The organism is Methylomonas sp. 2BW1-5-20 (assembly GCF_052474515.1).
Map to the genome: position 1 here is coordinate 4,759,027 of NZ_CP184127.1, position 22,529 is coordinate 4,781,555.

26 protein-coding genes and 1 tRNA gene are annotated in these 22,529 nt (G+C 49.5%); 9 read left to right on the forward strand and 18 right to left on the reverse strand.

What is annotated here, in order from left to right; all coding sequences use genetic code 11:
• Positions 1–5: 5 nt before the first annotated feature.
• The 12 genes from flgK to ACH50O_RS21910 form a co-directional block, all read right to left on the reverse strand.
• On the reverse strand, positions 6–1,691 hold the full coding sequence (flgK, locus tag ACH50O_RS21855; protein WP_446809866.1) for a flagellar hook-associated protein FlgK: 1,686 nt from the start codon (positions 1,689–1,691) through the stop codon (positions 6–8).
• 12 nt (positions 1,692–1,703) lie between these two features.
• The gene (flgJ, locus tag ACH50O_RS21860; protein ID WP_446809867.1) at positions 1,704–2,753 is read right to left on the reverse strand and encodes a flagellar assembly peptidoglycan hydrolase FlgJ; all 1,050 of its coding nucleotides are present in this window, start codon (positions 2,751–2,753) and stop codon (positions 1,704–1,706) included.
• Positions 2,754–2,795: 42 nt separating this feature from the next.
• Complete coding sequence (locus ACH50O_RS21865) at positions 2,796–3,896, reverse strand: flagellar basal body P-ring protein FlgI (RefSeq protein ID WP_446809868.1); 1,101 nt, start codon at positions 3,894–3,896, stop codon at positions 2,796–2,798.
• 33 nt (positions 3,897–3,929) lie between these two features.
• Complete coding sequence (gene flgH, locus ACH50O_RS21870) at positions 3,930–4,631, reverse strand: flagellar basal body L-ring protein FlgH (RefSeq protein ID WP_446809869.1); 702 nt, start codon at positions 4,629–4,631, stop codon at positions 3,930–3,932.
• Between the two features lie 15 nt (positions 4,632–4,646).
• Positions 4,647–5,435, reverse strand: coding sequence for a flagellar basal-body rod protein FlgG (gene flgG, locus ACH50O_RS21875; protein ID WP_446809870.1), 789 nt, complete (start codon positions 5,433–5,435; stop codon positions 4,647–4,649).
• 49 nt (positions 5,436–5,484) lie between these two features.
• Complete coding sequence (flgF, locus tag ACH50O_RS21880; protein WP_446809871.1) at positions 5,485–6,228, reverse strand: flagellar basal-body rod protein FlgF; 744 nt, start codon at positions 6,226–6,228, stop codon at positions 5,485–5,487.
• Between the two features lie 16 nt (positions 6,229–6,244).
• On the reverse strand, positions 6,245–7,570 hold the full coding sequence (gene flgE, locus ACH50O_RS21885; protein ID WP_446809872.1) for a flagellar hook protein FlgE: 1,326 nt from the start codon (positions 7,568–7,570) through the stop codon (positions 6,245–6,247).
• Positions 7,571–7,581: 11 nt separating this feature from the next.
• Entirely contained in the window at positions 7,582–8,262 is a 681-nt protein-coding gene (locus tag ACH50O_RS21890) for a flagellar hook assembly protein FlgD (protein ID WP_446809873.1), read from the reverse strand.
• Between the two features lie 7 nt (positions 8,263–8,269).
• Positions 8,270–8,686, reverse strand: a complete 417-nt coding sequence (flgC, locus tag ACH50O_RS21895) for a flagellar basal body rod protein FlgC (protein WP_446809874.1) — start codon at positions 8,684–8,686, stop codon at positions 8,270–8,272.
• Between the two features lie 2 nt (positions 8,687–8,688).
• On the reverse strand, positions 8,689–9,084 hold the full coding sequence (gene flgB, locus ACH50O_RS21900) for a flagellar basal body rod protein FlgB (RefSeq protein ID WP_446809875.1): 396 nt from the start codon (positions 9,082–9,084) through the stop codon (positions 8,689–8,691).
• Between the two features lie 176 nt (positions 9,085–9,260).
• Entirely contained in the window at positions 9,261–10,127 is an 867-nt protein-coding gene (locus ACH50O_RS21905) for a CheR family methyltransferase (RefSeq protein WP_446809876.1), read from the reverse strand.
• A gap of 38 nt (positions 10,128–10,165) precedes the next feature.
• Positions 10,166–11,098, reverse strand: coding sequence for a chemotaxis protein CheV (locus ACH50O_RS21910; protein WP_446809877.1), 933 nt, complete (start codon positions 11,096–11,098; stop codon positions 10,166–10,168).
• 118 nt (positions 11,099–11,216) lie between these two features.
• Between ACH50O_RS21910 and flgA the strand changes: the two genes are divergently transcribed.
• From flgA to ACH50O_RS21935, 5 genes are all read left to right on the forward strand, one after another.
• Positions 11,217–11,906, forward strand: a complete 690-nt coding sequence (gene flgA / locus ACH50O_RS21915) for a flagellar basal body P-ring formation chaperone FlgA (RefSeq protein ID WP_446809878.1) — start codon at positions 11,217–11,219, stop codon at positions 11,904–11,906.
• Positions 11,907–11,975: 69 nt separating this feature from the next.
• A complete protein-coding gene (gene flgM, locus ACH50O_RS21920) occupies positions 11,976–12,281 on the forward strand; it encodes a flagellar biosynthesis anti-sigma factor FlgM (RefSeq protein ID WP_446809879.1) in 306 nt (101 codons plus the stop codon).
• Positions 12,282–12,285: 4 nt separating this feature from the next.
• Entirely contained in the window at positions 12,286–12,780 is a 495-nt protein-coding gene (locus tag ACH50O_RS21925) for a flagella synthesis protein FlgN (RefSeq protein ID WP_446809880.1), read from the forward strand.
• A 162-nt stretch (positions 12,781–12,942) separates the two neighbouring features.
• Entirely contained in the window at positions 12,943–13,593 is a 651-nt protein-coding gene (locus tag ACH50O_RS21930; RefSeq protein ID WP_446809881.1) for a flagellar brake protein, read from the forward strand.
• Between the two features lie 32 nt (positions 13,594–13,625).
• A tRNA-Arg gene (locus ACH50O_RS21935) sits at positions 13,626–13,702 on the forward strand.
• On the opposite strand, the gene ACH50O_RS21940 is transcribed toward ACH50O_RS21935, so the two are convergent.
• From ACH50O_RS21940 to ACH50O_RS21955, 4 genes are all read right to left on the reverse strand, one after another.
• Positions 13,661–15,277: a recombinase family protein gene (locus tag ACH50O_RS21940; protein WP_446812177.1), complete on the reverse strand. Its 1,617-nt coding sequence runs from the start codon at positions 15,275–15,277 to the stop codon at positions 13,661–13,663. The genes ACH50O_RS21935 and ACH50O_RS21940 overlap by 42 nt on opposite strands.
• Positions 15,278–15,460: 183 nt before the next feature.
• Entirely contained in the window at positions 15,461–15,667 is a 207-nt protein-coding gene (locus tag ACH50O_RS21945; RefSeq protein ID WP_446809882.1) for a hypothetical protein, read from the reverse strand.
• The gene (locus ACH50O_RS21950) at positions 15,667–16,740 is read right to left on the reverse strand and encodes a phage/plasmid replication domain-containing protein (RefSeq protein WP_446809883.1); all 1,074 of its coding nucleotides are present in this window, start codon (positions 16,738–16,740) and stop codon (positions 15,667–15,669) included. The genes ACH50O_RS21945 and ACH50O_RS21950 overlap by 1 nt, the downstream gene beginning before the upstream one ends.
• Positions 16,740–17,138 (reverse strand): hypothetical protein, encoded by a 399-nt coding sequence (locus ACH50O_RS21955; RefSeq protein WP_446809884.1) that lies wholly within the window; start codon positions 17,136–17,138, stop codon positions 16,740–16,742. The genes ACH50O_RS21950 and ACH50O_RS21955 overlap by 1 nt, the downstream gene beginning before the upstream one ends.
• A gap of 374 nt (positions 17,139–17,512) precedes the next feature.
• On the opposite strand from ACH50O_RS21955, the gene ACH50O_RS21960 reads away from it, so the two are divergent.
• From ACH50O_RS21960 to ACH50O_RS21970, 3 genes are read left to right on the forward strand one after another with little or no spacing between them, the layout of a single operon-like run.
• On the forward strand, positions 17,513–18,007 hold the full coding sequence (locus tag ACH50O_RS21960; protein WP_446809885.1) for a hypothetical protein: 495 nt from the start codon (positions 17,513–17,515) through the stop codon (positions 18,005–18,007).
• On the forward strand, positions 17,989–18,633 hold the full coding sequence (locus tag ACH50O_RS21965) for a helix-turn-helix transcriptional regulator (protein ID WP_446809886.1): 645 nt from the start codon (positions 17,989–17,991) through the stop codon (positions 18,631–18,633). Before ACH50O_RS21960 ends, ACH50O_RS21965 begins: the two co-directional genes overlap by 19 nt.
• Positions 18,615–18,905 (forward strand): hypothetical protein, encoded by a 291-nt coding sequence (locus tag ACH50O_RS21970; protein WP_446809887.1) that lies wholly within the window; start codon positions 18,615–18,617, stop codon positions 18,903–18,905. Before ACH50O_RS21965 ends, ACH50O_RS21970 begins: the two co-directional genes overlap by 19 nt.
• Positions 18,906–19,273: 368 nt before the next feature.
• Here ACH50O_RS21970 and ACH50O_RS21975 read toward each other — a convergent pair whose 3' ends face one another.
• Together ACH50O_RS21975 and ACH50O_RS21980 are read right to left on the reverse strand one after the other, a co-directional pair.
• Entirely contained in the window at positions 19,274–19,930 is a 657-nt protein-coding gene (locus ACH50O_RS21975; protein WP_446809888.1) for a hypothetical protein, read from the reverse strand.
• Between the two features lie 616 nt (positions 19,931–20,546).
• Complete coding sequence (locus ACH50O_RS21980) at positions 20,547–20,972, reverse strand: hypothetical protein (protein ID WP_446809889.1); 426 nt, start codon at positions 20,970–20,972, stop codon at positions 20,547–20,549.
• Between the two features lie 158 nt (positions 20,973–21,130).
• On the opposite strand from ACH50O_RS21980, the gene ACH50O_RS21985 reads away from it, so the two are divergent.
• Positions 21,131–22,290, forward strand: a protein-coding gene (locus tag ACH50O_RS21985; RefSeq protein WP_446807918.1) for an IS3 family transposase whose coding sequence is annotated in 2 segments (ribosomal slippage) — positions 21,131–21,404 and positions 21,404–22,290 — 1,161 coding nt in all. Because the reading frame shifts where the segments join, the coding sequence is not laid out codon by codon here.
• Positions 22,291–22,529 lie beyond the last annotated feature (239 nt).

The following is a 22,529-nucleotide window of genomic DNA, read 5'->3' on the forward strand; positions in this document are numbered from 1 at the left end:
GTCTCCTAGCGAAAGGCCCCGATTAGGGTGTCGAATAAGGAATTGGCCACGGAAACCGCTTTGGCCGCCGCCTGATACGAATTTTGAAATTTAATGAGATTGGCCGCCTCTTCGTCCAAATTGACGCCGGAAATATTTTCCTTGGCGCCGGTGGCTTGTTTTAGCAATGTTTCTTGAGCGGATTTACTGACGGAGGCCGCGTGGGTTTGCGAGCCGACATCGGCCACTAGATTGCCGTAGACTTGCGTAAAACTACTTTTGCCGTTGTTCATCGGCGATTTGGATTCCAGAGCAGCCAACTTCAGTGCAACGCTGTTATCGCCGGGTAGGCCGGCAGCACCGGCCGCGGCGATTTGCCGGGGATTGGTAATCGCCGGATTGACTTTAAAACTCGCGGCAGCGTTAAAGCTGGGGCTGATTTGGAACGAGTCGCCGATGGCTAAAGTGCCGCTAAAACTGATGTTGAAACCGTTAACCGCCGCCGCGGCAGGAGGCGGGTCGGTCAAGTCGGTGCTGCCCAATGGAGTAGTGACAGTGTTGTCGCTTAAATTGGTCATTGTAAACACGTCTGGGGCGGTGCTGATCACGTCCAGCCGGTAGGATGCGCCTAAAGTGCTCGACAATGTCGGCGAGGTTGGGGCGACAAAGTTGGCTGTGATGCCGGCATTACTGGCGGTGGTCTGCACTTGGACGGCCGGCGAGCCCAGGTCGAAAAAGTCTACGCCGGTGGCGGCTGGCGGGCCGCTCAAATCGAAACCGGATTTATGGATGTCGTTGAATTCGGTGGCTATACCGGTTGCGAGCAAACCTAATTGTTGTTGAGCCGGATCCAGCACTTGGTCGCGGAAACGCAGATTACCGTAGATTTCACCGCCGGACAGTTGGTTGGATATGTCCTGGCCGTTCAGTACGATTTGTTTATGGTCCACATCCGTACTGGAGCCTTGCACCGATAGGGTCGAGGCATAGCTACCGAGCACCAGGGGCTGGCCTTTACCGATAAATACGTTAATCGAGCCGTCGGACTGGTCGACGAAGGAAACGTCGGTTTTTTCGGCAATTTTGGTTAACAAGGCATCGCGTTGATCGAGCAATTCGTTGGGCATTTGCTTGCCGGAAGAGCGGCCAATATCGGCGACGATCTTCACGTTGAGATCGGCAAGCGACTTGGCATAACCGTTAACTTCATCAATTGAGCTGGTCAAGTTATCGTTAACCTGTTTGCGCATGTCGCTGAAGCGGGCGCTCATGGTGTTGAACTGTTGTGTGAGCGATCCGGCCTGAGTCAGCATGACTTGTCTGGCCGAGATCGACGTCGGGTCGTTGGCGACGCCATCCACAGAATCGAAAAAGCTTTTCATCGCCGGTGCCAGACCGGTGGCGTCGTCGGCTGTGATGTTGTCGATTTGCGACGACAAGGTGTAGAAGCTGTTGACCTCGTTATAGGTAGAGGTACTGGAACGCAATTGATTGGTAATGAATTGGTCGTAGCTGCGGGTAATGTTGGCGACATCCACACCGTTGCCGATGTAGCCGGCACCGGTAAATTGTTCGGGCCGGGTTGCAAGTTCCACGCGTTGCCGGCTATAACCTTCGGTGTTGGCGTTACTGATGTTATTGCTGGTGGTTTCCAGTGAGCGCTGGAACGCCGTCAACCCGGATAATGCAGTTCCTAAAATTCCCATTGCCATGATTGCTTCCTCCTAACCGGTACTTTTCAGAGCTGCCGCGCGTTCGGCGGTTTGACTCCGATAAATCGTCATCACTTTTTCGGCATAACGCGGATCGGTGGCGTAACCGGCCTGTTGTAGTTCGCGCAGATATTGTCCCGCATTGCCGGACTTTTTCAGCGCTTCGCTGTAGCGCGGATTGGTTTTGATAAAGTTCACGTAGTCGTCGAAACTGGCTTTATAGGAATCGTAGGCCCGGAAGCCGGCCATCTCTTTCTTGGCGACACCGCCATCGAATTCCACTGTCATGGATTTGGCCTGTTTGCCTTGCCAGGATTTATCGGCTTTGATGTTAAACAGGTTGTAGCTGTTTTCGCCTTGGCCGTTCTTAATCACGGATTGTCCCCAGCCGGTTTCCAGCGCGGCTTGCGCCAGCAACATATTCGCATCGACACCCAGTGTTTGCGCGGCTTGCTGGGCATGTGGCGATAATTCCCTAATAAAATCTTCCTTAGAATTTAGCGGCTGGCTATCCACATTTTGCAGATTATCTTCCAGGGTCTGCCATTGGCCGGCCGTGACTTGCTGACTGCGTTCCAAGCGGGCCAAGCTGCGTTCCAGGCTGCTCAACCCGGAGGCGTCCAATGGTTTTTGCTCGGCGGCCGTGGGGTCCTCCGCTGTACGTATCGATTGCGGGTTGTTCACGTTACTGCTGGCGCCGGTATCGGCGGCACGATTCAAGAAGTCGTTAGTGTTCAGTGTGTTGTCTTTTTCGTCGTCGTTTTGTTTGGGCGATAATTGTTTGGCAATTAAATCCGCAAAACCGATGCCGGGTTTACCGGCCAGATGCACGGCCATTTGCTGATCGTACATATCCCGATAAAATTGGCTTTGCTGGCTGTCCAGGATGCCATCCGCCAATTTAGCCTGACGCATGCCTTTCATAACCATGCTTAAAAACACCGACTCGAACTGCTTGGCGACTTCCTTGATCGCTTCCGGCGATTGCTCGCGCGCGCTTTGTTTAAGTTTCGCCAGGCCGTTGAAGTCGGTATACACCGAAGCGCTGTCTACGTTTAACATGGGAATCTCCAGTCAATCACTTAGTCGATTACGTTGGTGTTGTTAAATCACAATCAACTCGGCTCTCAGCGCACCGGCGGTTTTCAGGGCTTCCAAGATTGCCACCAAGTCGCTGGGGCCGGCGCCGACGCCGTTCACGGCTTGGACGATTTCGTCGAGCGATACCCCGGGGTTGAAAACAAACATATGGTTTTTATCTTCTTTTACCGAGATATTGGATTGTGGCGTGACCACGGTGCTGCCGCCGGATAATGGATTGGGTTGGCTAACCTGCGGATTTTCGCTGATGGTGACCGTCAGGCTGCCGTGCGAGACTGCTGCCGGTTGCACGCGCACTTTGCTATTGATAATCACGGTGCCGGTTCGCGAATTGACGATGACTTTCGCTGGAGCATCGTCCGGCACAACATTGATATTTTCGATCACAGAAACAAAACTCACGCGTTGGGAAGGGTCAACCGGTGCCCTGACGCTAACCGAGCCTGCATCGATTGCGGCGGCGGTATCGGCACCTAATGCCTTATTAATGGCCGCCGCCATGCTAGTCGCAGTGGTAAAGTCGGTGTTGTTAAGATTGAATACCAGCTCGCTGCTTTGGTCGAATGACGTCGGTACGGACTGTTCCACGGTGGCGCCGTTCGGTACGCGGCCGACCAAGGGATTGTTGACGGTGATTTTCGAGCCGTCTTCGCCGGAGGCGCTTAAACCGCCAACGACCAAATTACCTTGGGCAACCGCGTATACGTTGCCATCGGCGCCACGTAAAGGACTCATCAACAGCGAGCCGCCGCGCAGGCTTTTGGCATCGCCTATCGACGAAACGGTGACGTCAATTTTTTGACCAGGCTTGGCAAAAGCCGGCAGCTCGGCGTGAACGCTGACGAATGCGGTGTTTTTGGCCTTGGGATCTGTGCCCGACGGCAAGGTTAATCCCAGCTGACCCATCATGCTGCGTAAGCTTTGCGGTGTGAATTTGGAGGATTTGTCGCCGGACTTATCCAAGCCGGTGACCAAGCCGTAACCCACCAGTTGATTGGTGCGGACGCCGGCAACGGAGGCCAGGTCTTTTATGCGTTCCGCTCTAGCAAGGCCCGTAGCCAATAAGAAGGCGATAAATGCGATTGATACGATATGTTTGTTCATGTCTGTCTCCAAGTGAGCGCGTTTCCTTCGTTCTTAGAACGGAAAGATCGGACTCAGGAAAAATCTCGCCAACCAACCAACTTTGTTGGAGTCGGCCATGCCGCCGTCGCCGGTGTACATGATGGTGGCATCGGCCACTTTGGCCGAGGAAATGGTATTGCCAGCGTCTATATCAATGGGGCGGACGATACCGGAGACCCGGATGTATTCGCTGCCGTCGTTTAACGTTACTCGTTTTTCGCCGCGCACCCGCATATTGCCGTTGGGTAATACTTCCACCACCGTTACGCTGATGTCTCCGGTTAAGCTATTGCTTTGGTCGGCCTTGCCTATCCCGGCAAACTTGGATGTTGCGGCCAAACTGGTTTTTAAGTCATGTCCCAGCAAGGCTTGGCTGGCAACGCCGAACAAAGTAGGGGCGGTAACCGACACCGAAGTGTCTTTCGATGTGTTCATATCCGCTTGTTTTTTGGCCTTGGTGTCCTCGGCCAAGGTGATGGTCAAAATGTCGCCGACTCGGCGGGTTTTGATGTCCTCGAACAAACGCATGTCGTAGCCGGCTTGATAAATGGCGCCGTTGCTTTGTCTGGGCGGGCGTAAATCGGCGGGTTGTACCGGCGCGAAGTCGGGATCGCGTTTTGGCAAGGTATCGCAACCGGCCAGCAACAGCGCGATTGCCGCCACCAGCAAAAATTTGCCGCTTGTTTGCCGCTGATGTTGAGCTAATCGGTTCATGATCTTTGTCCTAAATTAAAGTTGTTGAGTGACGAAGGACAGCATTTGGTCCGTGGTCGAGATGGCTTTGGAGTTCATCTCGTACGCGCGTTGGGTTTCAATCATATTCACCAGTTCTTCGACCACGTTGACGTTGGATGTCTCCAAAGCGCCTTGCGTCAAACTGCCCAATTCGTTTTCGCTGGGTGTGCCGATAATCGGTGCGCCGCTGGCAACGGTTTCTCTGAACAAGTTGTCGCCAATCGGCTCTAAACCGGCGGTATTAATGAAATCGGCTATTTGAATCTGGCCGATCTGGTTTGCGGTTGCCGAGCCCGGCTGGGTGACGGTTACGGTGCCATCCTGGCCAATGGTGATATTGAGCGCGTCCTGCGGTATGGTGATGGCCGGTTCCAACGGCATCCCGTTGGAGGTTACAACTTGCCCGGTGGAATCGACTTTGAACGAGCCGTCGCGGGTATAGTTGATGTCGCCGTTAGGCATTAAAATTTGCAGAAAACCTCTGCCGCTGACCGCTATGTCCAGCGAGTTGCCGGTTTGCAGAATATTGCCTTGGGTGTGGATTTTTTCGGTAGCCACCGTCCTGACGCCGGTTCCCAGCTGCAGTCCAGTGGGCAATTGGGTGTTTTGGGTGGTTTGGCCGCCGGCCTGTCTGACGTTTTGATACATCAAGTCGGCGAAGATCGGTCTGGCTTTTTTAAAGCCGGTGGTATTGACGTTGGCGAGGTTGTTGGAAATAACCGCCATGCGGGTTTGTTGGGCATCCAAACCGGATTTTGCGACCCATAATGCTCTTTCTGTCATGACTGCCTCCTGATGACAATTTTTTGTCTTATCAGGAGTAATGCAGGTTTTATGCCATTTGCATTAATTTGCTCGCGGTGCCTGCTAAGTCGTCGATGTTTTTCATGACTTTAGTTTGCAGCTCAAAGTTTTTGGAGAGTTCTATCATCTCCACCATTGCAGACAACGCATTGACATTGCTGGATTCCAGCGCGCCTTGAACGACAGTCACATTGGCATCGGCCGGGATAACCCCGGCTTGGGTGGGGTGCATCAAACCATCGTCGCGCTTTTCCAGGCTTGCGGGGTCGGGGTTGACGAGCTTGATTCTTTCGGTGATGACGGTGTTAGTGGCATTGGCGCCCTGCGGCACTATGCTGATCGTACCGTCGGTACCGATTTCCATCTTTTGGGCGGGCGGAATGGTAATGGGTTTGCCGCTTTCGCCGATTACCGATAACCCGGCGCCGGTTTGCAGTAAGCCTTCGGGCGTGATTTTCAGGTCGCCGGCTCGGGTATATGCTTCCTTACCGTCCGCACCGCTTACCGCGATCCAGCCGCTGCCGTCGACAGCAAGATCCAAATCTCGGCCGGTAGTTTGAATAGCGCCGGCCGACATATTCGTGCCGGGGCGTTCCGTCATCGCATAGACCCGCGTCGGGAAGCCCGGGCCGAAGGCCGGCATCGCCCGAAATTGCTCGAAATCCGCCTTGAAACCGGTAGTCTGGGTGTTGGCCAGATTATTGGCGTTGGCTGTTTGCGCCAGTAAAGTCTGCTTGGCGCCGTTCATGGCAATGTATAGGCTACGATCCATGACCCTTCTCCATTATTTAACGGATTTGCAGGATAGTCTGCATGATGGTGTTTTCGGTCGTGATGGTTTGCGCGTTGGCTTGGTAAGCTTGCTGAGCCACGATCAAATTCACCAACTGCGCCGACAGGTCGACGTTTGAACTTTCCAGGGCACCGGCTTGAATCGAGCCGAAGTTGTTGGCGCCCGCTTGGCCGGGAATCGGTTCGCCGGAATTGGCGCTTTGTCCCCAGGCGGTGTCGCCGAGTTTTGCCAGGCCGTTATTATTGGCAAAACGGGTTAATGCAACTTTACCCATGGTCTGCGAGCCGCCGTTACTGAAACGGGCAAAAATCACGCCTTCGTCATCGATATCGATGCCGGTTAAGCGTCCGGCCGGCAAACCGTTCTGCGTCATACCATTGACGCTGAATTTTTGCTGGACTTGGGTGGTGCCGAAAAAATTCATGGTGCCGATCTTAATATCCGCGGCGCCGGTTGGCGGAGTAATAACGTAATTGCCTAAGGAAAACTTGCCATCCAGTGGGGTAATCAGTTTGCCGCCGGAATCGAAAGTCAGTTTTGCGGACTCGGGAGTGGTTCCTCCCAATTGGCCGGCTGTTACCGGCACCGCGGTTTTTGTTTTCGGCGTGGCGGGTTCGCTCATATAGTGATACACCAACCATTCCGAGGTGCCGGTAACCGGCGCCGTGGAAGGATCCAGTTTGACGTAATAGGTGGTTAAAATGTGCGGCGAACCTAGGGAGTCGTAAACGGTTGTCGAAGTCTGCGAGTTATAGGTATTGCTGTCGTTCGGGTCAAAAGTTAGGGTTCCGGGGGTTATGCTGGCTTGCGCATCCAGATTTAGCTGGATGTTGACGGTATCGGTAGTGGAAGGTAGGCCGGTTAGCGTATTAATTTGCACCGGTGTGGTCACGCCTGTACTAAAACCGTCTTCTACCTTGGTGGTGTTGGGCGCATATACCAGTAAGGCCTTACCCTGATTGTTGACCAGGTAGCCGTCCTTGTTTAATTTAAACTCGCCGGCGCGGGTGTAGGACAAGTCGTTGGTTTCGGTCGGGCTTTTAGCCATGGTAAAAAAGCCTTCGCCGCTGATTGCCAAATCCAGGTTGTTGTCCGTGAACTGTAAATTGCCTTGATTGAACTGTTGCGCAACATTGGCGACTTTGACGCCGGCTCCGGGGGTGGTGTTGCTGACGCCCCCCAAACTGGAGGCGTAAACGTCCGCGAATTCGGATCGGGATTTTTTAAAGCCGACGGTGTTGGCATTGGCAATGTTATTGCCGGTCACCGCCAGATTGTTGGATGCGGCGTTTAAGCCGCTTAATGCTGTTGTAAAAGGCATGATGACTATTCCTACAAGATTTGTTTAATTTGACTGAATTTAACGGTGCCAACGCCGTCGAGATTGACTTGAAGTCCGGTGCTGCCGCTGCCCATTGTCACGCTTTTCACCAGCGAAGTGATATTGGTGGCAAGCGCCGTATTGACGCCGTCAATTTGCGCCGAGGCTTGAATTTTGTATACGCCGGGGTCGGCAAATAAATTGTTGCTGTCTTTACCGTCCCATTCGAAGTTAGTAGTGCCGGCCGCTTGCGCGCCCATATCAATTTCGCGGATAGTGGCGCCGGTCTGCGGATCAATGATCTTGACGCTGACATTCGGCGAGCTGCTGGGCATTTCGAAATCGCCGGTGACGCTGCCGCCGGCGCCAAGCAACGCTTCGCTTGAGGGCGCGGAAACATGGCGGCCGACCAGGCCTGCCGCTTGCAGTGCTTGGTCGGAGCTGAGCGAGCTGGCGAAATCCTTGAAGGATGCTTGCAGGTCTTGGATGCCTGATACGGTACTGAACTGGGCCATTTGGCCGAGAAACTCACCGTTATCCATGGGTTTCATCGGATCCTGATGCGTCATTTGCGTGGTCAGCAGTTTCAGAAACTGGTCTTGTCCCAATGTCTGTTTTTGCGTGGTTTTCGAGGTGCTGGAATCGGTGGTTGCCAATCCGAGACTGTTAAATGTGTCTATTGCGCTGGTCATATAAGCCTCAACGTCCCATTTTCAGGGTCTGTAACATCAAGTTTTTGGCAGTGTTCAACACTTCTACATTGTTTTCGTAGGAGCGGGTGGCCGACATCATATTGGCCATTTCTTCCACGGTGTTGACATTGGGTTTATAGATATAGCCGGTGGCATCGGCCAACGGATGGTTGGGGGCGTATTCCATCACCGGTGGTGCCTGATTTTCGACGACCCCCAAGACATTGACACCGCTGGCAGTGCTGTTTTTGTCCATCGCGTTTTTTAATTCGGCGGCAAATACCGGTTGCCGGGACTTGTATGCCTGGTCGATACTACTGCTGATGCTGCTGGCATTGGAGATATTGCTGGCGACCAGATTGAGTCTGAGGTTCTGCGCGTTCATGCCGCTGCCGGCAACATCGAAGATGCGAAATGAAGACATGATTATTCTCCTCTAATGGCCGTCATCAGCCCTGAAAAATCGTCGTTGACAAAGCGCAGACTGGCTTCGTATTGCACTGCATTTTCGGCGTATTTGGCTTGCTCGATATGAGATTCGACGGTATTGCCGTCCAGCGAAGCTTGTTGCGGATTGCGGTAAAGCAGTTCGGCGCCGAGTACGTCGTTGCGGCTGGATATGTGGCCTTGCTGGCTGCGTTTAAGCTCCGCACCTTGGCCGGCCAGGGTTTGCTGAAACACCGATTTGAAATCGAGGTCGCGAGCTTTGTAGTCTGGCGTATCGGCGTTGGCCAGATTAGAGGCCAGGATCTCGCTGCGCTTTTCACGCAACGCCAACGCTTGCGGATGTATGCCTAAGGCACTATCGAAATTAATAGCCATAATTGCCACCTTTGGGTTTTTAAACCTTAAAGCAGTAAATGTGCCATAAAATAAATCTTATTTTATTTCAGTTAGATGGGGTTTTTGGGCGGCGGATGAAGCGTCAAAAAAAGGTATTTCGGAAGGGGCGGCAAAATGCTGCCGCTTCTCGGGGTCGTCAAGAAACTGACGGTGGTTTAAGCGACTTTTTTGAAATAGTTGGTTAAGCCGGAGCGGACCAGTTCAAACGAGTTTAAGCCTATGGGCATGGCTTCGGTGCTACTGAGAAACAGATAACCGCCGGGTTCAAGGCTGTCGGCCATGCGGCTCAGGATGTCCCGTTTGACTTGGTCCGAGAAATAGATCAATACGTTGCGGCAGAAGATCAGGTCGAAACGGCCCAGCGCCGTGAATGATTTAAGTAGATTGAATTGTTGGAAGCGTACCAGTTGGCTGACTTCGGGAGCGAGTAAGTAGCCATCGTAATTTTTTTGGAAATAGCGGGCCTTGGTGGTGTGATCCACGCCGCGGGACAGTGCGGCTTCCGAATAAACCGCTTTCTTGGCTTCTTCGAGTATGGTTTCGGAGATGTCGGTGCCGATAATTTGTACCGAGCGCGCTTTTGTCGTGGCTTTGATCGCTTCCAGCGCGCAGATGCCGATTGAGTATGGTTCTTGGCCGGATGAGCAAGCGGCCGACCAAATTCTGACGTTGCCGTTTTTGGCGTTCAGCAAGCTGGGGAGAACCTTCTCTCTTAGCTCGGCGAATTGGCGTTCATCGCGAAACCAGAAGGTTTCGTTGGTGGTCATCGCGTCTATTACCGCGCTTTTCAATTTTTGCGAGGAAAACGAAGCGGATTGCAGACCGCTGGCCAGTTCGCCGAAGCTGGAATATTCCAGTTTATTCAGCAATGGCAATAAACGGCTTTTCACCAGATATTGTTTGCTGTCGCCCAATTCGATGCCGCAGTTTTGACTGAGGAATTGTTGTATGGCTTGATACTCTGCGGCGGAAATGTCGATAATCTTTCCGGTCGATTTACCCGGATCAGCCAAATTCAACATATTTGGTTTGCGGAGTTAGGCGGAGAGAGGTGCTTCGATCAGGTATGCGCGGCATGGTAAACCTTGAGCTGATTTTGAATCGAGTTCATCAAGGAGTCCGGGTCGAACTTGGCCAGGAACTCGTTAGCGCCGACTTTTTGCACCATGGCGGTGTTAAACACGCCGCTTAATGAGGTGTGTAGGATCAAATAGATTTGCTTCATATTGGGATCGGCTTTAATTTTGGTGGCCAAGGTGTAGCCGTCCATGCGCGGCATTTCCACATCGGAAATGACCATCGAATAGCGATCCTGAATGTCGACGCCTTCCGCAACCAATGCGGACAAATGATCCCAGGCTTCCTGGCCATCCTTGAGCAACGTGCATTCGATACCAATTTGTTGGCAGACGCGTTTTACTTGATTTCTCGCCACCGACGAATCGTCGACCACCAAAATATGGTCGTTCTTGCTGACTATTTCGCTGTCTATCACTTCGGCGGAAGCCTCTTCCCTGCCGCCGATGACTTCTTTCATGACTTTTTCGACATCGATTACTTCGATTAATTCGCCCTCGATTTCCGTAACGGCGGTTAGATAGCTCTCCTTGCCGGTGCCGGTGGGAGGGGCTTTGACTTGTTCCCAGCCGATGTTGATGATCCGATCTACCGAGCCCACCAGAAAGCCTTGGATCGAACGGTTATATTCAGTGACGATGACATAACAGCCGGCATCGCGCGATAGCGGACGCATGCCGATCGCCATTGATAAGTCCAGTACCGGAATGGTTTTGCCGCGAAGGTGGGCGACCCCGCAAATCACTGAATGGGAGTTAGGGATTTGGGTGAGGGGCGGGCATTGAATGACTTCTTGGACTTTGAATACGTTAATTCCAAAGCGTTGTTTGCTAACCAGTTTAAACAACAATAGTTCGAATCTGTTGTGTCCCGCCAGTTTAGTGCGCTGATCGACTCCGTCTAAGACTCCGGCCATAAAACCCCCTGAAATATGCTGTTTGCAATTATAGCGACTTTACTTTTTTTTACTTTAGAAAATTACTGGTATGTTTCGTGCTGTATTTTCTGCAAAAGTCAAAAATACGGCGATTGCGATGAAGATCATAAAATTACAGAGTGTTTTGTTGCTGGCTTCCGAAATGGCCTTTGCGGCTCCGATGCAATCGGTGCCGCTGATTCAGGATGCGGTTAATCAGTATATAGGCGCGAATCTTGAACCCGGCGGCAAATATGAGATCGGTGGTGTGCAAATCGATCCGCGGTTGCAATTACCGCAGTGCGAACAACCTTTGCAGGTGTTTGCCCAATCCGGTGAGTTAAAGGCCGGCAGGAATACGATGGGTGTAAGTTGTCACGGCGAAAAAGGTTGGACGATTTACAGTATGGTGACGGTGAAATCGTTTAAAGAGGTATTGGTGCTCAACCGGTCTTTGCGACGCGGTGATGTGACTCGTGCTGAGTATTTGAGCAAGGAGACTCGCGATGTGGGTTTGATACAGCAAGGATATTTGACTGAATTGGACGATGTTGTTGAGAAACAGGCGGTGCGCAATATTCCTGCCGGAAGCGTGTTAAGTAAACAGCATTTTACCGATTTGACCATGGTAAGGCGGGGCGAGCGCGTTAATATCCAATCCGGCAAGTCCGGGGTGTTAATTAGCGCCGTCGGCACCGCTATGGCCGATGGCGCCAAAGGGCAGAAGATTAAAGTCAAAAACTTGTCTTCACAGCGGGTGATACAGGCTACCGTGGTCGATGCCGGTCAGGTATCGGTTTATTTTTGATAAAGCATTAAAGGAATTTATGATGATGCCGCTAAATGCTTCAGATAAAACTCATTTAGGATTTTCGCCATGGCTATCGAATCAATTACCGGCAAACCTGTTAGCACACCGCTACCGGCAAAATCAGCGATCAAAGACTCGGCAGAGCTTAAAGAGAAACCTGTTAATGGCGTCTCTACCGATACTGTCGAAATCACTGCGGCCGCGCAGGATATTAAATTGGCGACAGCTGCGAGCAGTGCCGCCCCCGTGGTGAACGAAGACCGTGTCGCGGCCATAAAAGCCGCCGTGCAGGCCGGCAACTATCAAGTCAACGCCGAACGCGTTGCCGAGAAAATGTTGCAATTTGAGGGTCAATTAACCGATAGCACATGACGTCATGATAGAGAAAACTTATCAAATCACCGAAAAATTATTGAATAACGGCTTAAAAGCAACGCAAAATCTGCACGATTTACTCAGTGCGGAAGCCGTGAATCTAAAGCAAAAAGCCGATGCGGATGCGATTTCGGCTCTTGCTTCGCACAAAAAAGATCTAGTTGCCCAGCTTGAGCTATTTACCAAGCAATTAGGGCAGGTGCTCGCCACCGAGCAGTTGGTGGTGAGTAACGACGGAATTAAAAATTATCTTGTCAAAGCCAAGGCTGCCGGCATCAACATTTCCGAATCCTGGAGTTGTTGGAATCGCATCGTCAGACTCTCCCAAACATGTCGCGCTATCAACGAGCAAAATGGTGCTAGCATCGCTCTGCTAAGCCGGCATACTCAACGATCGCTACAAATTTTAAGAGGCAAGTCGCCATTAACCGCTACCTACGGTCCGGATGGCGTTGCCCGTAACGAGCTGTTTTCGCATACATTAATTTCGGTGTAGACTGAGCGTCGAATAATAAGACAGGTCGCCTTCATGCTGCGAAAACTCAGGCATTTTTTTTCAAAACCGCTGCCGGCGGAACATGCTCAGACCGACGATGATGAGCTGTTAAGTTTTGAGAATCCTAACTTTATTACCGATCCCGATAAGATCGCCAAGTTGTTGGGTGACATTGAAAATAGCTCCCCGCTATGTACGGTCCAGGTGGAGGGGGAGGACTTTAGTTCCTCGATACTCGCAGTCAAGCTGGATAAAAAAACCATCATTTTGGATGAGCTCATGCCTAAGCACGGCAATGATTTACTGTTGCTTAGTCGCTTATTGAAGCTTTCCACCTTCCATAAAGGCATACACTTATCCTTTAATTTGACCGATATTGAAGTCGGTCATTCGCGCGGCATCAATTATTACAAGGCGCCGCTGCCCGAGCGCGTTTTCTATCCTCAGCGTCGGCGCACCCCGCGCCTGGAAATAAGCAGCATAGATATCCCGTTTTCCGGGGTGGTGCAGCGTACCGGTATTTCGGTTGGCGGCAGTCTGTTCGATTTGTCCAGAGGAGGTGCCGGCATCACCGTGCCGGTGAATAGAGCGAGGGTGCAGCGTGGTGATACGATAAAAAACTGTCAAATTACCTTTGAAGATTATGTAATGGATTTCGACCTCTCGGTGCGCTTTGTCAAGCCGGTGTCTGCAGCCTCCGCCAAAGTGCAAATCGGTGGGCTTTTTGAAAATCTCTCTGCAAAAAGCCAATCCAAGCTATCTTATTTCATCACTTCGCTTGAACGGGTAGAGATTAGAAAACAGAAAGCCTAGCCTTATGCCTTGTGGTAAAATCGCAACTCACGGTCCCGGTAGCTCAGCAGGATAGAGCGGTCCCCTCCTAAGGGACAGGTCGGACGTTCGAATCGTCTCCGGGACGCCATTGACGCATGAAAGTGGGCACCTCTTCGCCAGCTTCTTTAGAACTGCCCACCGCATAAGCTATATTTTCGTAACTGCCTTGCATGATGGCATGCTTGCCGTCGATCCTGACTTCATCCACCAATAGTTTCAGATAGCCTTTCCCAAAGCCTGAGCTTTTATCGAGCAGCCTAGCTTTTAAGGCTTGGCAGAACCCATCGATTTGTTTTTGATTAATGGTGGTGCTCGGTATCGATTGATTCCGACGTATCGATGATATTTCAATCAACAGGTTTTCTCTTTCCGCTTTGAGCTTGTGCATCCGGTCTTGAGTGCTGTGATCCCAAGGCAAGCCCTCTTCAATCGCCTGATAAAGATTGGCGGTTTTCAGGTCATTGGTTGTTATTTGTTTTTTTAGCGCTTCCAAGTGCTGATTACTTTGAGCATTGGCCTGTTTGCGCAATTTTTGCAAGTCCGTCAGCATCGACTTCACCCGGTCTGGCTTGCAGATATGGTTTGCTAGACGTGTTAAAACTAAATCATCCAGTTTTTCCATTGGGACATTCGGTGTACTGCAACGGTCTTTGCCTTTATCTCGCTGATTGGTACATTTGTAATAGCGATATTGGCCGCTTTTGCCGGTCATCAATGACATGCCAGAACCGCATTCCGCACAGATCAGCAATCCGCTTAATAGAATGGGCGAACTCACCAACCTTGGCGAGACGCGGCCCGGTGCTCGCTCCTCGCGTGCGCGCCGGGCGCGTGCGAAGGTTGGTTCGTCAACAATCGGATCGACGCTGATTTTGATCCATTCATCCTGTGGTTTAGGTTTCTGCTTTTTTGAGTCGAATTGGTTGTAATAATACTCGCCCATATAGAGGCTATCGGATAACAGGTCTTGCAGCTTTTGTGTGCGCCAGGGGCGACCTCGCATCGAGACGCCTTGCTGATTTAATAGTGTGGCAATAGCTTTCATCCCCAACGGATTGCCTTGATGACCGTGGATATACAGCTTGAAAATTCGCCGAACGATTTCGGCTTCGGTTTCATCAATGGCTAGCCGCTTTTTCTTGCGGCCACGATTGCCGGTGACTTCGGTTTCGACGGCGCGATAACCAAATGGCGGATGCGCACCATTGAAAAAACCTTGTCGAGCATTTTCCAGCATGGAGCGCGCAGTATGCTTTGAGGTTTCCTTACTTTGAAATTCATCGAAGACGCTGAAAATTTTCCGCACCATATCGCCGGAAGAATCGTCGCTAGTCGGCTGTGTAATGGAAATTAGCCGCACACCGGCTTGATTGAGCTTGCGCTCATACAAGCCAAAATCAATCGAGTTTCTGAAAAAGCGCGATTGACTGTGAACGATCACCGCTTCAAACGGCGATGGGTTTAAGGTTGCTTCCCGTATCATCTGCTGAAAAACCGGGCGTTTGTCATCGGTGGCCGAAGCGCCCGGCTCAACATACTCTTGCGCCACGGCATAACCATTGGCGCCGCACCATTCCCGTATTTGCTTTAACTGATCAGGAATCGATAAATCGTTTTCAGCCTGGCGGGTGGTCGAGACGCGAGCATAGAGAGCAACGGCCATCTTGTTTACTCCTCTGGTGTAATGTCCGCTTGGCGGGCAAGTTCTTGATAAATTTCGGGGAGATAGTCGAGGATGTGTTTTAGTTCATCTTCTCGGACTTCGTCCGTTTCCGGGTTGAATTGTATAGAGAGATCGAAAAGGTTAGCCGGAGTCACTCATCGCACACCTCCTTTTTCGCGTAATCTATTCCTGCCCATGCCTTGTCTTTCTGGTGTGTGCTGACTTCTCGTTGAATAGCCTTTCCAAATCCGATTCCAAACCACTTTTGCCGAATTCATCGAGAAACAATTTTCGAAATGCCGAATACTGGTGTTCCGGTAACGCCGTTTGCGCCAATAACAGCGTCTTGTTTTTCCGAGCATCAATCAATTTTTTGATGGTGTCGAGCATTACCATTGGCCCAACCTGATTTCATTGATACGTTTTTCCACATCATTGCACCAAGTGCGCGGGTCGTGGATCAAGTCCATTTTCTCGGCGATGCGCTTTACGGCCTCATCAATACTGATCATCGGTTTGCCGTTTTGCACGCAATCAATGGCCGCCACCCGTTTTGAATAGCCATATAAGCTAATGGCAATTCGAGTTAATCGTTCATCCAGAATCAACTGGGGATCAATAGAGCGATAAACGCCTTGAGCTTTGAAGTGGCCGATTTGTTGTATTAAGTCTTGCCACAAAGGATGTAGCGGCCAGCGAGCCCGATTGCTGTCAGATGTCGGCACTCTCAGGCTGTCGTGGTCGTTTGCCAGGTAGCGAAGAATGTCGCCGGAACCGTCTTGCAAGTCTTGAAAAGTCTTTATGCTAAAGCGCTTCAAAACCGGCTTCCTGATTTGCCATTCTATCCGCCAGACCTTTTCGCTTTCGGTATTCCATAGGTCATGAAACCAGGTTTTCTGACTTTGCTCCTCAATCTCTGCGAGTTTGTCATAAACCCTAAGCACCACATCGCCCTTGCCGAATTGCAAGGTTTGAATTTGTTGATCTGAGCGGTAGCGGTTGTCCTTCTTCGATAGGGAAACGAAGTGATCTTCATCGAAATCGATTGCCGGCAACGCATAATCGAAGGTGAAATCGACCCGCGACAAACTTTCCGGTCTTTGCTGCACAAAGCCCAAGGACAAGGCCCAGCTCAGAAAAATTTGATGCAAAGCGAATGCGCCTTGATGCCACAGCGCAAAGCTTCGGAATTTTACAAAAAAGGCTGGTGTATTGAATTCGCCAAAGGCAATCGTGAAATCCTGATTGGATATTACAAACGGATAACCTGAATTACTGCCGTAAGGATGGAGCATAAATTCAATACCACCCAGGTTGATCAGCTTGGGATCGCGGCTTTTATTCTGGCGAAGGGTTTCTTTTTCCAGCGTCAGGCGGGCAAAGTCCAGCGAGCATACCCGGCCCGGCACCAAGTAATAGGCGCATTCAACAGTATCTAGGCCGGACAGTAAGCAGCTAGTCATTATTTGAAGCTAATTCCATCTTCGGAAATGTACAACGGCAGCTCAAATAAAGGCGGAGCGTCTTCATTACCAATCTCTTTTTCCAACGCTTGGTAATAGCTATTAGATAAGCGCCTAAAACGGCTTCTCAGGCCAATGTCCTCGAAAATTAGTTGACCGTCGGGATCACGCTCGACAGGCTCGAAATCCGCCTTCGTTGGCAACGATTTCTCAAGCTCTTCTAATGCCGAGGTCAGTAAATCACCGATGATTTGTGTTCTGGTTTTGTTTGGGTACATTTCGCACAAGGCCGCGATTTTTGCCGATACATGAACAGGCAATCTCAAAGAGAACTGTTTGGCGGTTAGGCGTGAGTTATCTGGAGTGTCCCAGAGGCTAGTCAAATAAGAAGTTTTCATATAAAACCTACATAAGTTTCGTTGTGAATTTCGAGAGAACTTTACATTATGAATTTTTACTGTGTCAACTTGAATTTGCGGTGGGATGCAGAACTCCACAGGGACCTCCCGCCTCTGGGGCTACCGCTTCGCTGCCCCGGCGGGTCCCTCCTATGGATTTCTGCATCCGTCTAAAGCTTTCTGTACTTCCGAGGGATTAAAGGGAGGAGAAATAAAAAGTGCTGTAAGGTTTTGATGGGTAGTGCTCGTGAGGGTTTTTGCTAGAATGTATCTGTAGCCCCCCGTGTTACATGAACGGAGGGATTCAATAGCAATTCACAAAATGCCGAACCTAACAAACGTTAAAGGATCAAATAGGAAATGGAACGAGGCGTATGGCCCTAAATAGCGAGCTTCTTTTCACAAACAAGATCAAGCAATCACAAAAATGTGATACGTGCTTCCAATTTAGGTATAAAATAAAATGCTATGCTGACCTTAAATTAAAAAGCGACGTTCAAGACTGTTATGACAGCGGAACAGACGAACTGAAAGCAGAATTTGAAACGGCATTGGATTATTTGCGGTCTATGGAAAGACAGCATTGGAGAAGACCTCATGCTCACAAAATGAGCAAGTGCCAGACATTTAAGGATTTTTTCGAAATTAGATTCAAGGCGAATAATGTGCAGCAAAGGCCAATAGGTTACTTTGGGCCGGGGAGTGATGAATTCACCATTCTGATTTGGACCACCGAAAAAGGTGGCAGCATCACCCCAAAAAGCTGGTGTGAGACAGCTAATCGTAGACGGCAGCAAATTGAAAATGGTACCGCTATAGCAAAATGCATCAAATTCGACGGAGATCAGGTATGTATAGCGCAAAAATAAGTCGATTAAAGAAAAAAGGGTTTCGAGATGCGTTCGTCAAATCGCATTTGGCACACGGACTAGCTCACCAGATTCGTATATTGCGGTTAGAAAGGGAATGGTCTCAAGGAGATCTTGCGGAAAAACTAGGTGTTAAAGGCCAATCAACTGTGGCAAGAATGGAAGACCCTAGTTATGGAAAATTATCCATCAGAACACTATTGAAGTTAAGCAGTGTGTTCGACGTTGCACTATCAGTTAAATTCGAAAGCTTTAGTACATTTTTATTAGAACATGATGATCTATCACCTAGAGCCCTTAAAGCTGAGAGTTTTGAAAATGACTCCATGCTTAGTGTCCTTGAGACAGAGCATCGGTATTCTCAACTAGAGAAGCTTAAAAGTCATTATGGGAACCAATATCCAATCCACTTGACTATCCAATCACCAAGGGAAGTTGCTAATGATCTATTGAATGGCGATCATAAAACCTTTTATATAGGGCTGAATATCGCCAGCAATACGAGAATAAATGTTTGTAATGCAAGCCAAAATTTAATTGAAAGTTTTCGCCAAGCTTTGCCAAGAAAAAACACTGAAACTAATATTCTAGAAACAAGAGTCTCAATATGTCAGAACGCGATATAGAAAATCACGCAATACTTGCTGAAGGATCAACACAGTTATTTTACGCTGACAAGATTATAAACTTTGCAATGGGGCCTGCCGTTTCAAAATTAACTCTCGGCATGGAGAGCGGTCCGCAGGCAGTCACGCCAACAATTACATTGGTACTTCCTACTAACTCCCTGCTCGAATCATTATCTATTATCCAAACAACAATTCATGAGAATGCAAACATTAAAGCTGAGCTATTAAAAGGTGCTACAACTCTTCAAGAGCAGTTTAAAGCGCTCTAGATTATAGAGATAATTCATAATAAAAAACCCGCTGATGCGGGTTTTTTATTGGCCGGAAAGTAGACTTCTATACCCTATCACACAGGTGGCGATCATTGGCAATAATCCACTTCCAATGTAAAAGAGTTCAGGCTCATCGCCTCTGACCAGTGCCCAGATTCATCGTCTATGGCACGCCATAAAATTCAAAAGCCTATAGTTTCCGAGTTTCCTAACTCGCCTTTCGTGACCATTTTATGCCTATATAAATAAGTTCACGAATTATGGCAACTCTTAGTTCATCCCATTTCGGAATAAAAAGTCCGAATAAACGGCAATAAAAAAGCCGGTGTTACCCGGCTTAATCATTCTTGCCGAAACCGATTGCTTCAGTTGTCCAACCTTTTACGACGGGTTCTGAGTGCAAGAAAACCCAAGCCACTGCTGAATAACCAAACCGCAGCCGGCATCGGTACAGGCGCTGAAGGTGTAGCGACGGTGTTGGCAATCAAAGACAAATTGCCGGAAAAAGTCCCTGGGGTGTTACCAAAAACCTGTCCATTTACTGCTAGCGTATAGGTGCCAGCAGACAAGCTAATATTATTCAAGAATAGGTTGTAAGTGTCCGTGGTTCTCGAAATCAATGTAGTGAAAGTAAATGGGTAGTAGGGGGCCGAGCTGACTACGCTACTAATGGTCTGCGTAATTAAAGTTCCAGATGTATCTGTTCCGCTAAACAATTGAACGGACGACAGCTGAACACCATTAACGGATGAACCTGAATAGCCCGGGATTGTGCTGGTTTCTGTAATGGTTGACGAGACCTCGGAATCCACCAGTACAGCACTTGTTCCCAAGGTAAATGTCCAAAGGTCGCTGAAGGCGGAGTTTCCGGCAAGACTGTTATCGCTAGCAACGATGCCGAACGGCAGACTCAACGAACCGAGGTTGGTTGTTGTGGACGCATTTGCTATCGGTGCGAAAATGTTCGCCGTCAGCGTAACAATACCGGCTAATAAAAGGCTGGCCCTGCTTCTAAATGTCATACATAGTCCCTAAAAGTGAAAAATGAGACGCGATTCTCAGCTATAGCTTGATTTCGGTCGATTGTTCTAAGGTACAAGCACGAAGGGACAGTTGTTGAATTGGTTTGTCGCGGAATTAGTGATGCTTACACTGTATTGAGGGGATTAAAACCGGTTTGTGACCAATACTGTCATTAGGCTGACGCGAATGACAGTATTTTTGCTGCCAAATAACCCGGCGTACAGGTTTCTATCGTGCCGTTCGCATCGGAACTAGTGAGTAGCGGCGAAATGGCATTTTCTTTGCTCTATCAATATTGAGTAATCTGGCAAAACATAGCCGATTACTGTGAATGAACTGTATTTTGGGGGAATACCATGATTAGCAAAAACAAAAAGCCAAGCGCTTTTAAACCGGCCCGCGACGCTTTTCAATTAAGCCCTAACTATCTCTATGAAATAGGCTTAATAAGTCAAACGCCTAGTTGGTTAAGCCAAGACGGCATCCGCAAGAATATAGCGACAACCCAGAAACGCATTCATGGGCGTTGATGGCTGGGAAATAGAATGTGGATTGATCTCTGTTTGCGTAAAGAGTCGGCTATGTTCTCAATTGGCTATTGTGTAAATATTTTTACTAGCGAAGACCATTTGTATTTTGAATAAAATCAAATTGTTGACATTTATACATCTGCAAGCAGTTCGCCGTTTTGCTTGGACAATTCCATACGGACTTCTGGAAACTTATAATTTTTGATCTCATCGGGTAGGCATGATGCTGACTCATGATGATGGTCTTCGCCTTAGCCTGTTTAATAGTGACAATCAGTGCCAGATCTAGCGATGTTATGCTGGCAAAAAAATAGATTCGCGATTTGTTCTGCTTGTCGGCCATGCCGCGAGCTATAAATATCAGCGCCCGCCCCCGCCCCTGAAAATGGGATGTACACTTAGCTAGGTTTCGCGCGTTACCTGTCATCAAATCCGTTTCGTTCAACCTTACAACCACCTCAAAGCTCAAACGGTTTGCTTGTGCGAGCGGTCGCCATACACTGCCGTTCAATCAATTTGCTTTGTTCGACCAACGCCCTAATCTGTTCTATTTAAATCGGCCGGAACCAAACAACTGACTGAACCTTGCGCGGGAAGGAGATATGTTGATCTTGCCCTGATCTATCGGACACTCGGCTAAGAGAGTAATCTCTAACCCCGAGGAAAATCATGAAAGCCCAAAACGAATCAAAGATCCCCGTTGTCCGCAACAAATATACCGCGCAGTTTAAAGAACAAGCCCTGGAGCGTGCCGACAAGGATGGCATCCCAAAGGCGGCCAAAGATTTAGGGCTCGCCGAATCGATGCTGTACAACTGGCGAGCCAAGCGTCGCCAAACAGGACAGCCCTTCGAAGATCAAAAGCTACAGCAGGCCGAAATGGCGCGGCTTAAACGAGAAAACACCCGCCTGGAAGAGGAAGTCGCCTTTTTAAAAAAGGCGGCAGCGTACTTTGCCAAACAGCCCAAGTGAAGTACGCCATGATCAAAGCTAATGAAGATCAATTCCCTGTGGGACTCATGTGCCGCCTGTTAACGGTCTCACGGAGTGGCTACTACGACTGGAAGTGCAGGCCACTTTCCGATAGAGGCGAAGCGAATAAATGGCTAGCCAATGAGATTAAACGTATTTTTGAGGATGAGAAAGGCCGTCCTGGTTCACCCAGAATTACACAGCGACTACAAGACGAAGGAAAATCAGCAGGCCGACACCGGGTAGCCAGGATCATGCGAAGCCATGGCTGGAGAGCGAAGGCGGCTAAGAAATACAAAGCCACAACGAACAGCAACCACTCGTTACCGGTCGCCCCGAATCGGTTGGAACAAAACTTCACGGCAGACGGCCCCGATCAAAAATGGGTATCGGATATCACCTATATTTGGACGGAAGAAGGTTGGCTGTATTTAGCGGTGGTACTTGAGCTTTATTCACGTCGAGTGATCGGTTGGGCCATTTCCGAACGGATGACGGCAACGTTGGTTTGTGATGCCCTGATCATGGCGTTATGGCGTCACCGAATGCCTAAAGGCGTCATTGTCCATTCGGATCGAGGCAGCCAGTATTGCTCTGCCGCCTACCAGAAGCTTTTCACCAAACACCAATTGATTTGCAGCATGAGCAAGAAAGGCGATTGCTATGACAACGCCGCCATGGAAAGCTGGAACCACAGTTTTAAAGTCGAGGCGATTCATGGCGAACGGTTTTTAACCCGATCAGCCGCCAAGTACCAAGTGTTTGAATATATCGAAGTGTATTACAATCGAAAAAGGCTTCACTCCAAATTAGGCTATATCAGCCCGGAAAATTTTGAAGCTAAAAAAGTCGCTTAGTTGAGTGTCCGTCAAATCCGGGCAAGATCATGTTGCCGATACGACAGGCTTCCTAAAAACCCCGCGATTTGTGTTAGTTAAATAACACCCGCTACAAACAATGTTGTTAACCTCACCACTTAAAATTCCGGTGACAAAGATTATTTATCATATATTTCAATGTGTTAGGTTGTAATTTTGTTTTGGCACGACCATTGCTGATATCAGGTTGTTATTAACAACACCTACTCAAGAGGAGA

Coding starts and splice junctions, on each gene's coding strand:
- flgK (WP_446809866.1), bottom strand. CDS start 1,691: ATGGCAATGGGAATTTTAGGAACTGCATTATCCGGGTTGACGGCGTTC.
- flgJ (WP_446809867.1), bottom strand. CDS start 2,753: ATGTTAAACGTAGACAGCGCTTCGGTGTATACCGACTTCAACGGCCTG.
- ACH50O_RS21865 (WP_446809868.1), bottom strand. CDS start 3,896: ATGAACAAACATATCGTATCAATCGCATTTATCGCCTTCTTATTGGCT.
- flgH (WP_446809869.1), bottom strand. CDS start 4,631: ATGAACCGATTAGCTCAACATCAGCGGCAAACAAGCGGCAAATTTTTG.
- flgG (WP_446809870.1), bottom strand. CDS start 5,435: ATGACAGAAAGAGCATTATGGGTCGCAAAATCCGGTTTGGATGCCCAA.
- flgF (WP_446809871.1), bottom strand. CDS start 6,228: ATGGATCGTAGCCTATACATTGCCATGAACGGCGCCAAGCAGACTTTA.
- flgE (WP_446809872.1), bottom strand. CDS start 7,570: ATGCCTTTTACAACAGCATTAAGCGGCTTAAACGCCGCATCCAACAAT.
- ACH50O_RS21890 (WP_446809873.1), bottom strand. CDS start 8,262: ATGACCAGCGCAATAGACACATTTAACAGTCTCGGATTGGCAACCACC.
- flgC (WP_446809874.1), bottom strand. CDS start 8,686: ATGTCTTCATTTCGCATCTTCGATGTTGCCGGCAGCGGCATGAACGCG.
- flgB (WP_446809875.1), bottom strand. CDS start 9,084: ATGGCTATTAATTTCGATAGTGCCTTAGGCATACATCCGCAAGCGTTG.
- ACH50O_RS21905 (WP_446809876.1), bottom strand. CDS start 10,127: ATGTTGAATTTGGCTGATCCGGGTAAATCGACCGGAAAGATTATCGAC.
- ACH50O_RS21910 (WP_446809877.1), bottom strand. CDS start 11,098: ATGGCCGGAGTCTTAGACGGAGTCGATCAGCGCACTAAACTGGCGGGA.
- flgA (WP_446809878.1), top strand. CDS start 11,217: ATGAAGATCATAAAATTACAGAGTGTTTTGTTGCTGGCTTCCGAAATG.
- flgM (WP_446809879.1), top strand. CDS start 11,976: ATGGCTATCGAATCAATTACCGGCAAACCTGTTAGCACACCGCTACCG.
- ACH50O_RS21925 (WP_446809880.1), top strand. CDS start 12,286: ATGATAGAGAAAACTTATCAAATCACCGAAAAATTATTGAATAACGGC.
- ACH50O_RS21940 (WP_446812177.1), bottom strand. CDS start 15,277: ATGGCCGTTGCTCTCTATGCTCGCGTCTCGACCACCCGCCAGGCTGAA.
- ACH50O_RS21945 (WP_446809882.1), bottom strand. CDS start 15,667: ATGCTCGACACCATCAAAAAATTGATTGATGCTCGGAAAAACAAGACG.
- ACH50O_RS21950 (WP_446809883.1), bottom strand. CDS start 16,740: ATGACTAGCTGCTTACTGTCCGGCCTAGATACTGTTGAATGCGCCTAT.
- ACH50O_RS21955 (WP_446809884.1), bottom strand. CDS start 17,138: ATGAAAACTTCTTATTTGACTAGCCTCTGGGACACTCCAGATAACTCA.
- ACH50O_RS21960 (WP_446809885.1), top strand. CDS start 17,513: ATGGCCCTAAATAGCGAGCTTCTTTTCACAAACAAGATCAAGCAATCA.
- ACH50O_RS21965 (WP_446809886.1), top strand. CDS start 17,989: ATGTATAGCGCAAAAATAAGTCGATTAAAGAAAAAAGGGTTTCGAGAT.
- ACH50O_RS21970 (WP_446809887.1), top strand. CDS start 18,615: ATGTCAGAACGCGATATAGAAAATCACGCAATACTTGCTGAAGGATCA.
- ACH50O_RS21975 (WP_446809888.1), bottom strand. CDS start 19,930: ATGACATTTAGAAGCAGGGCCAGCCTTTTATTAGCCGGTATTGTTACG.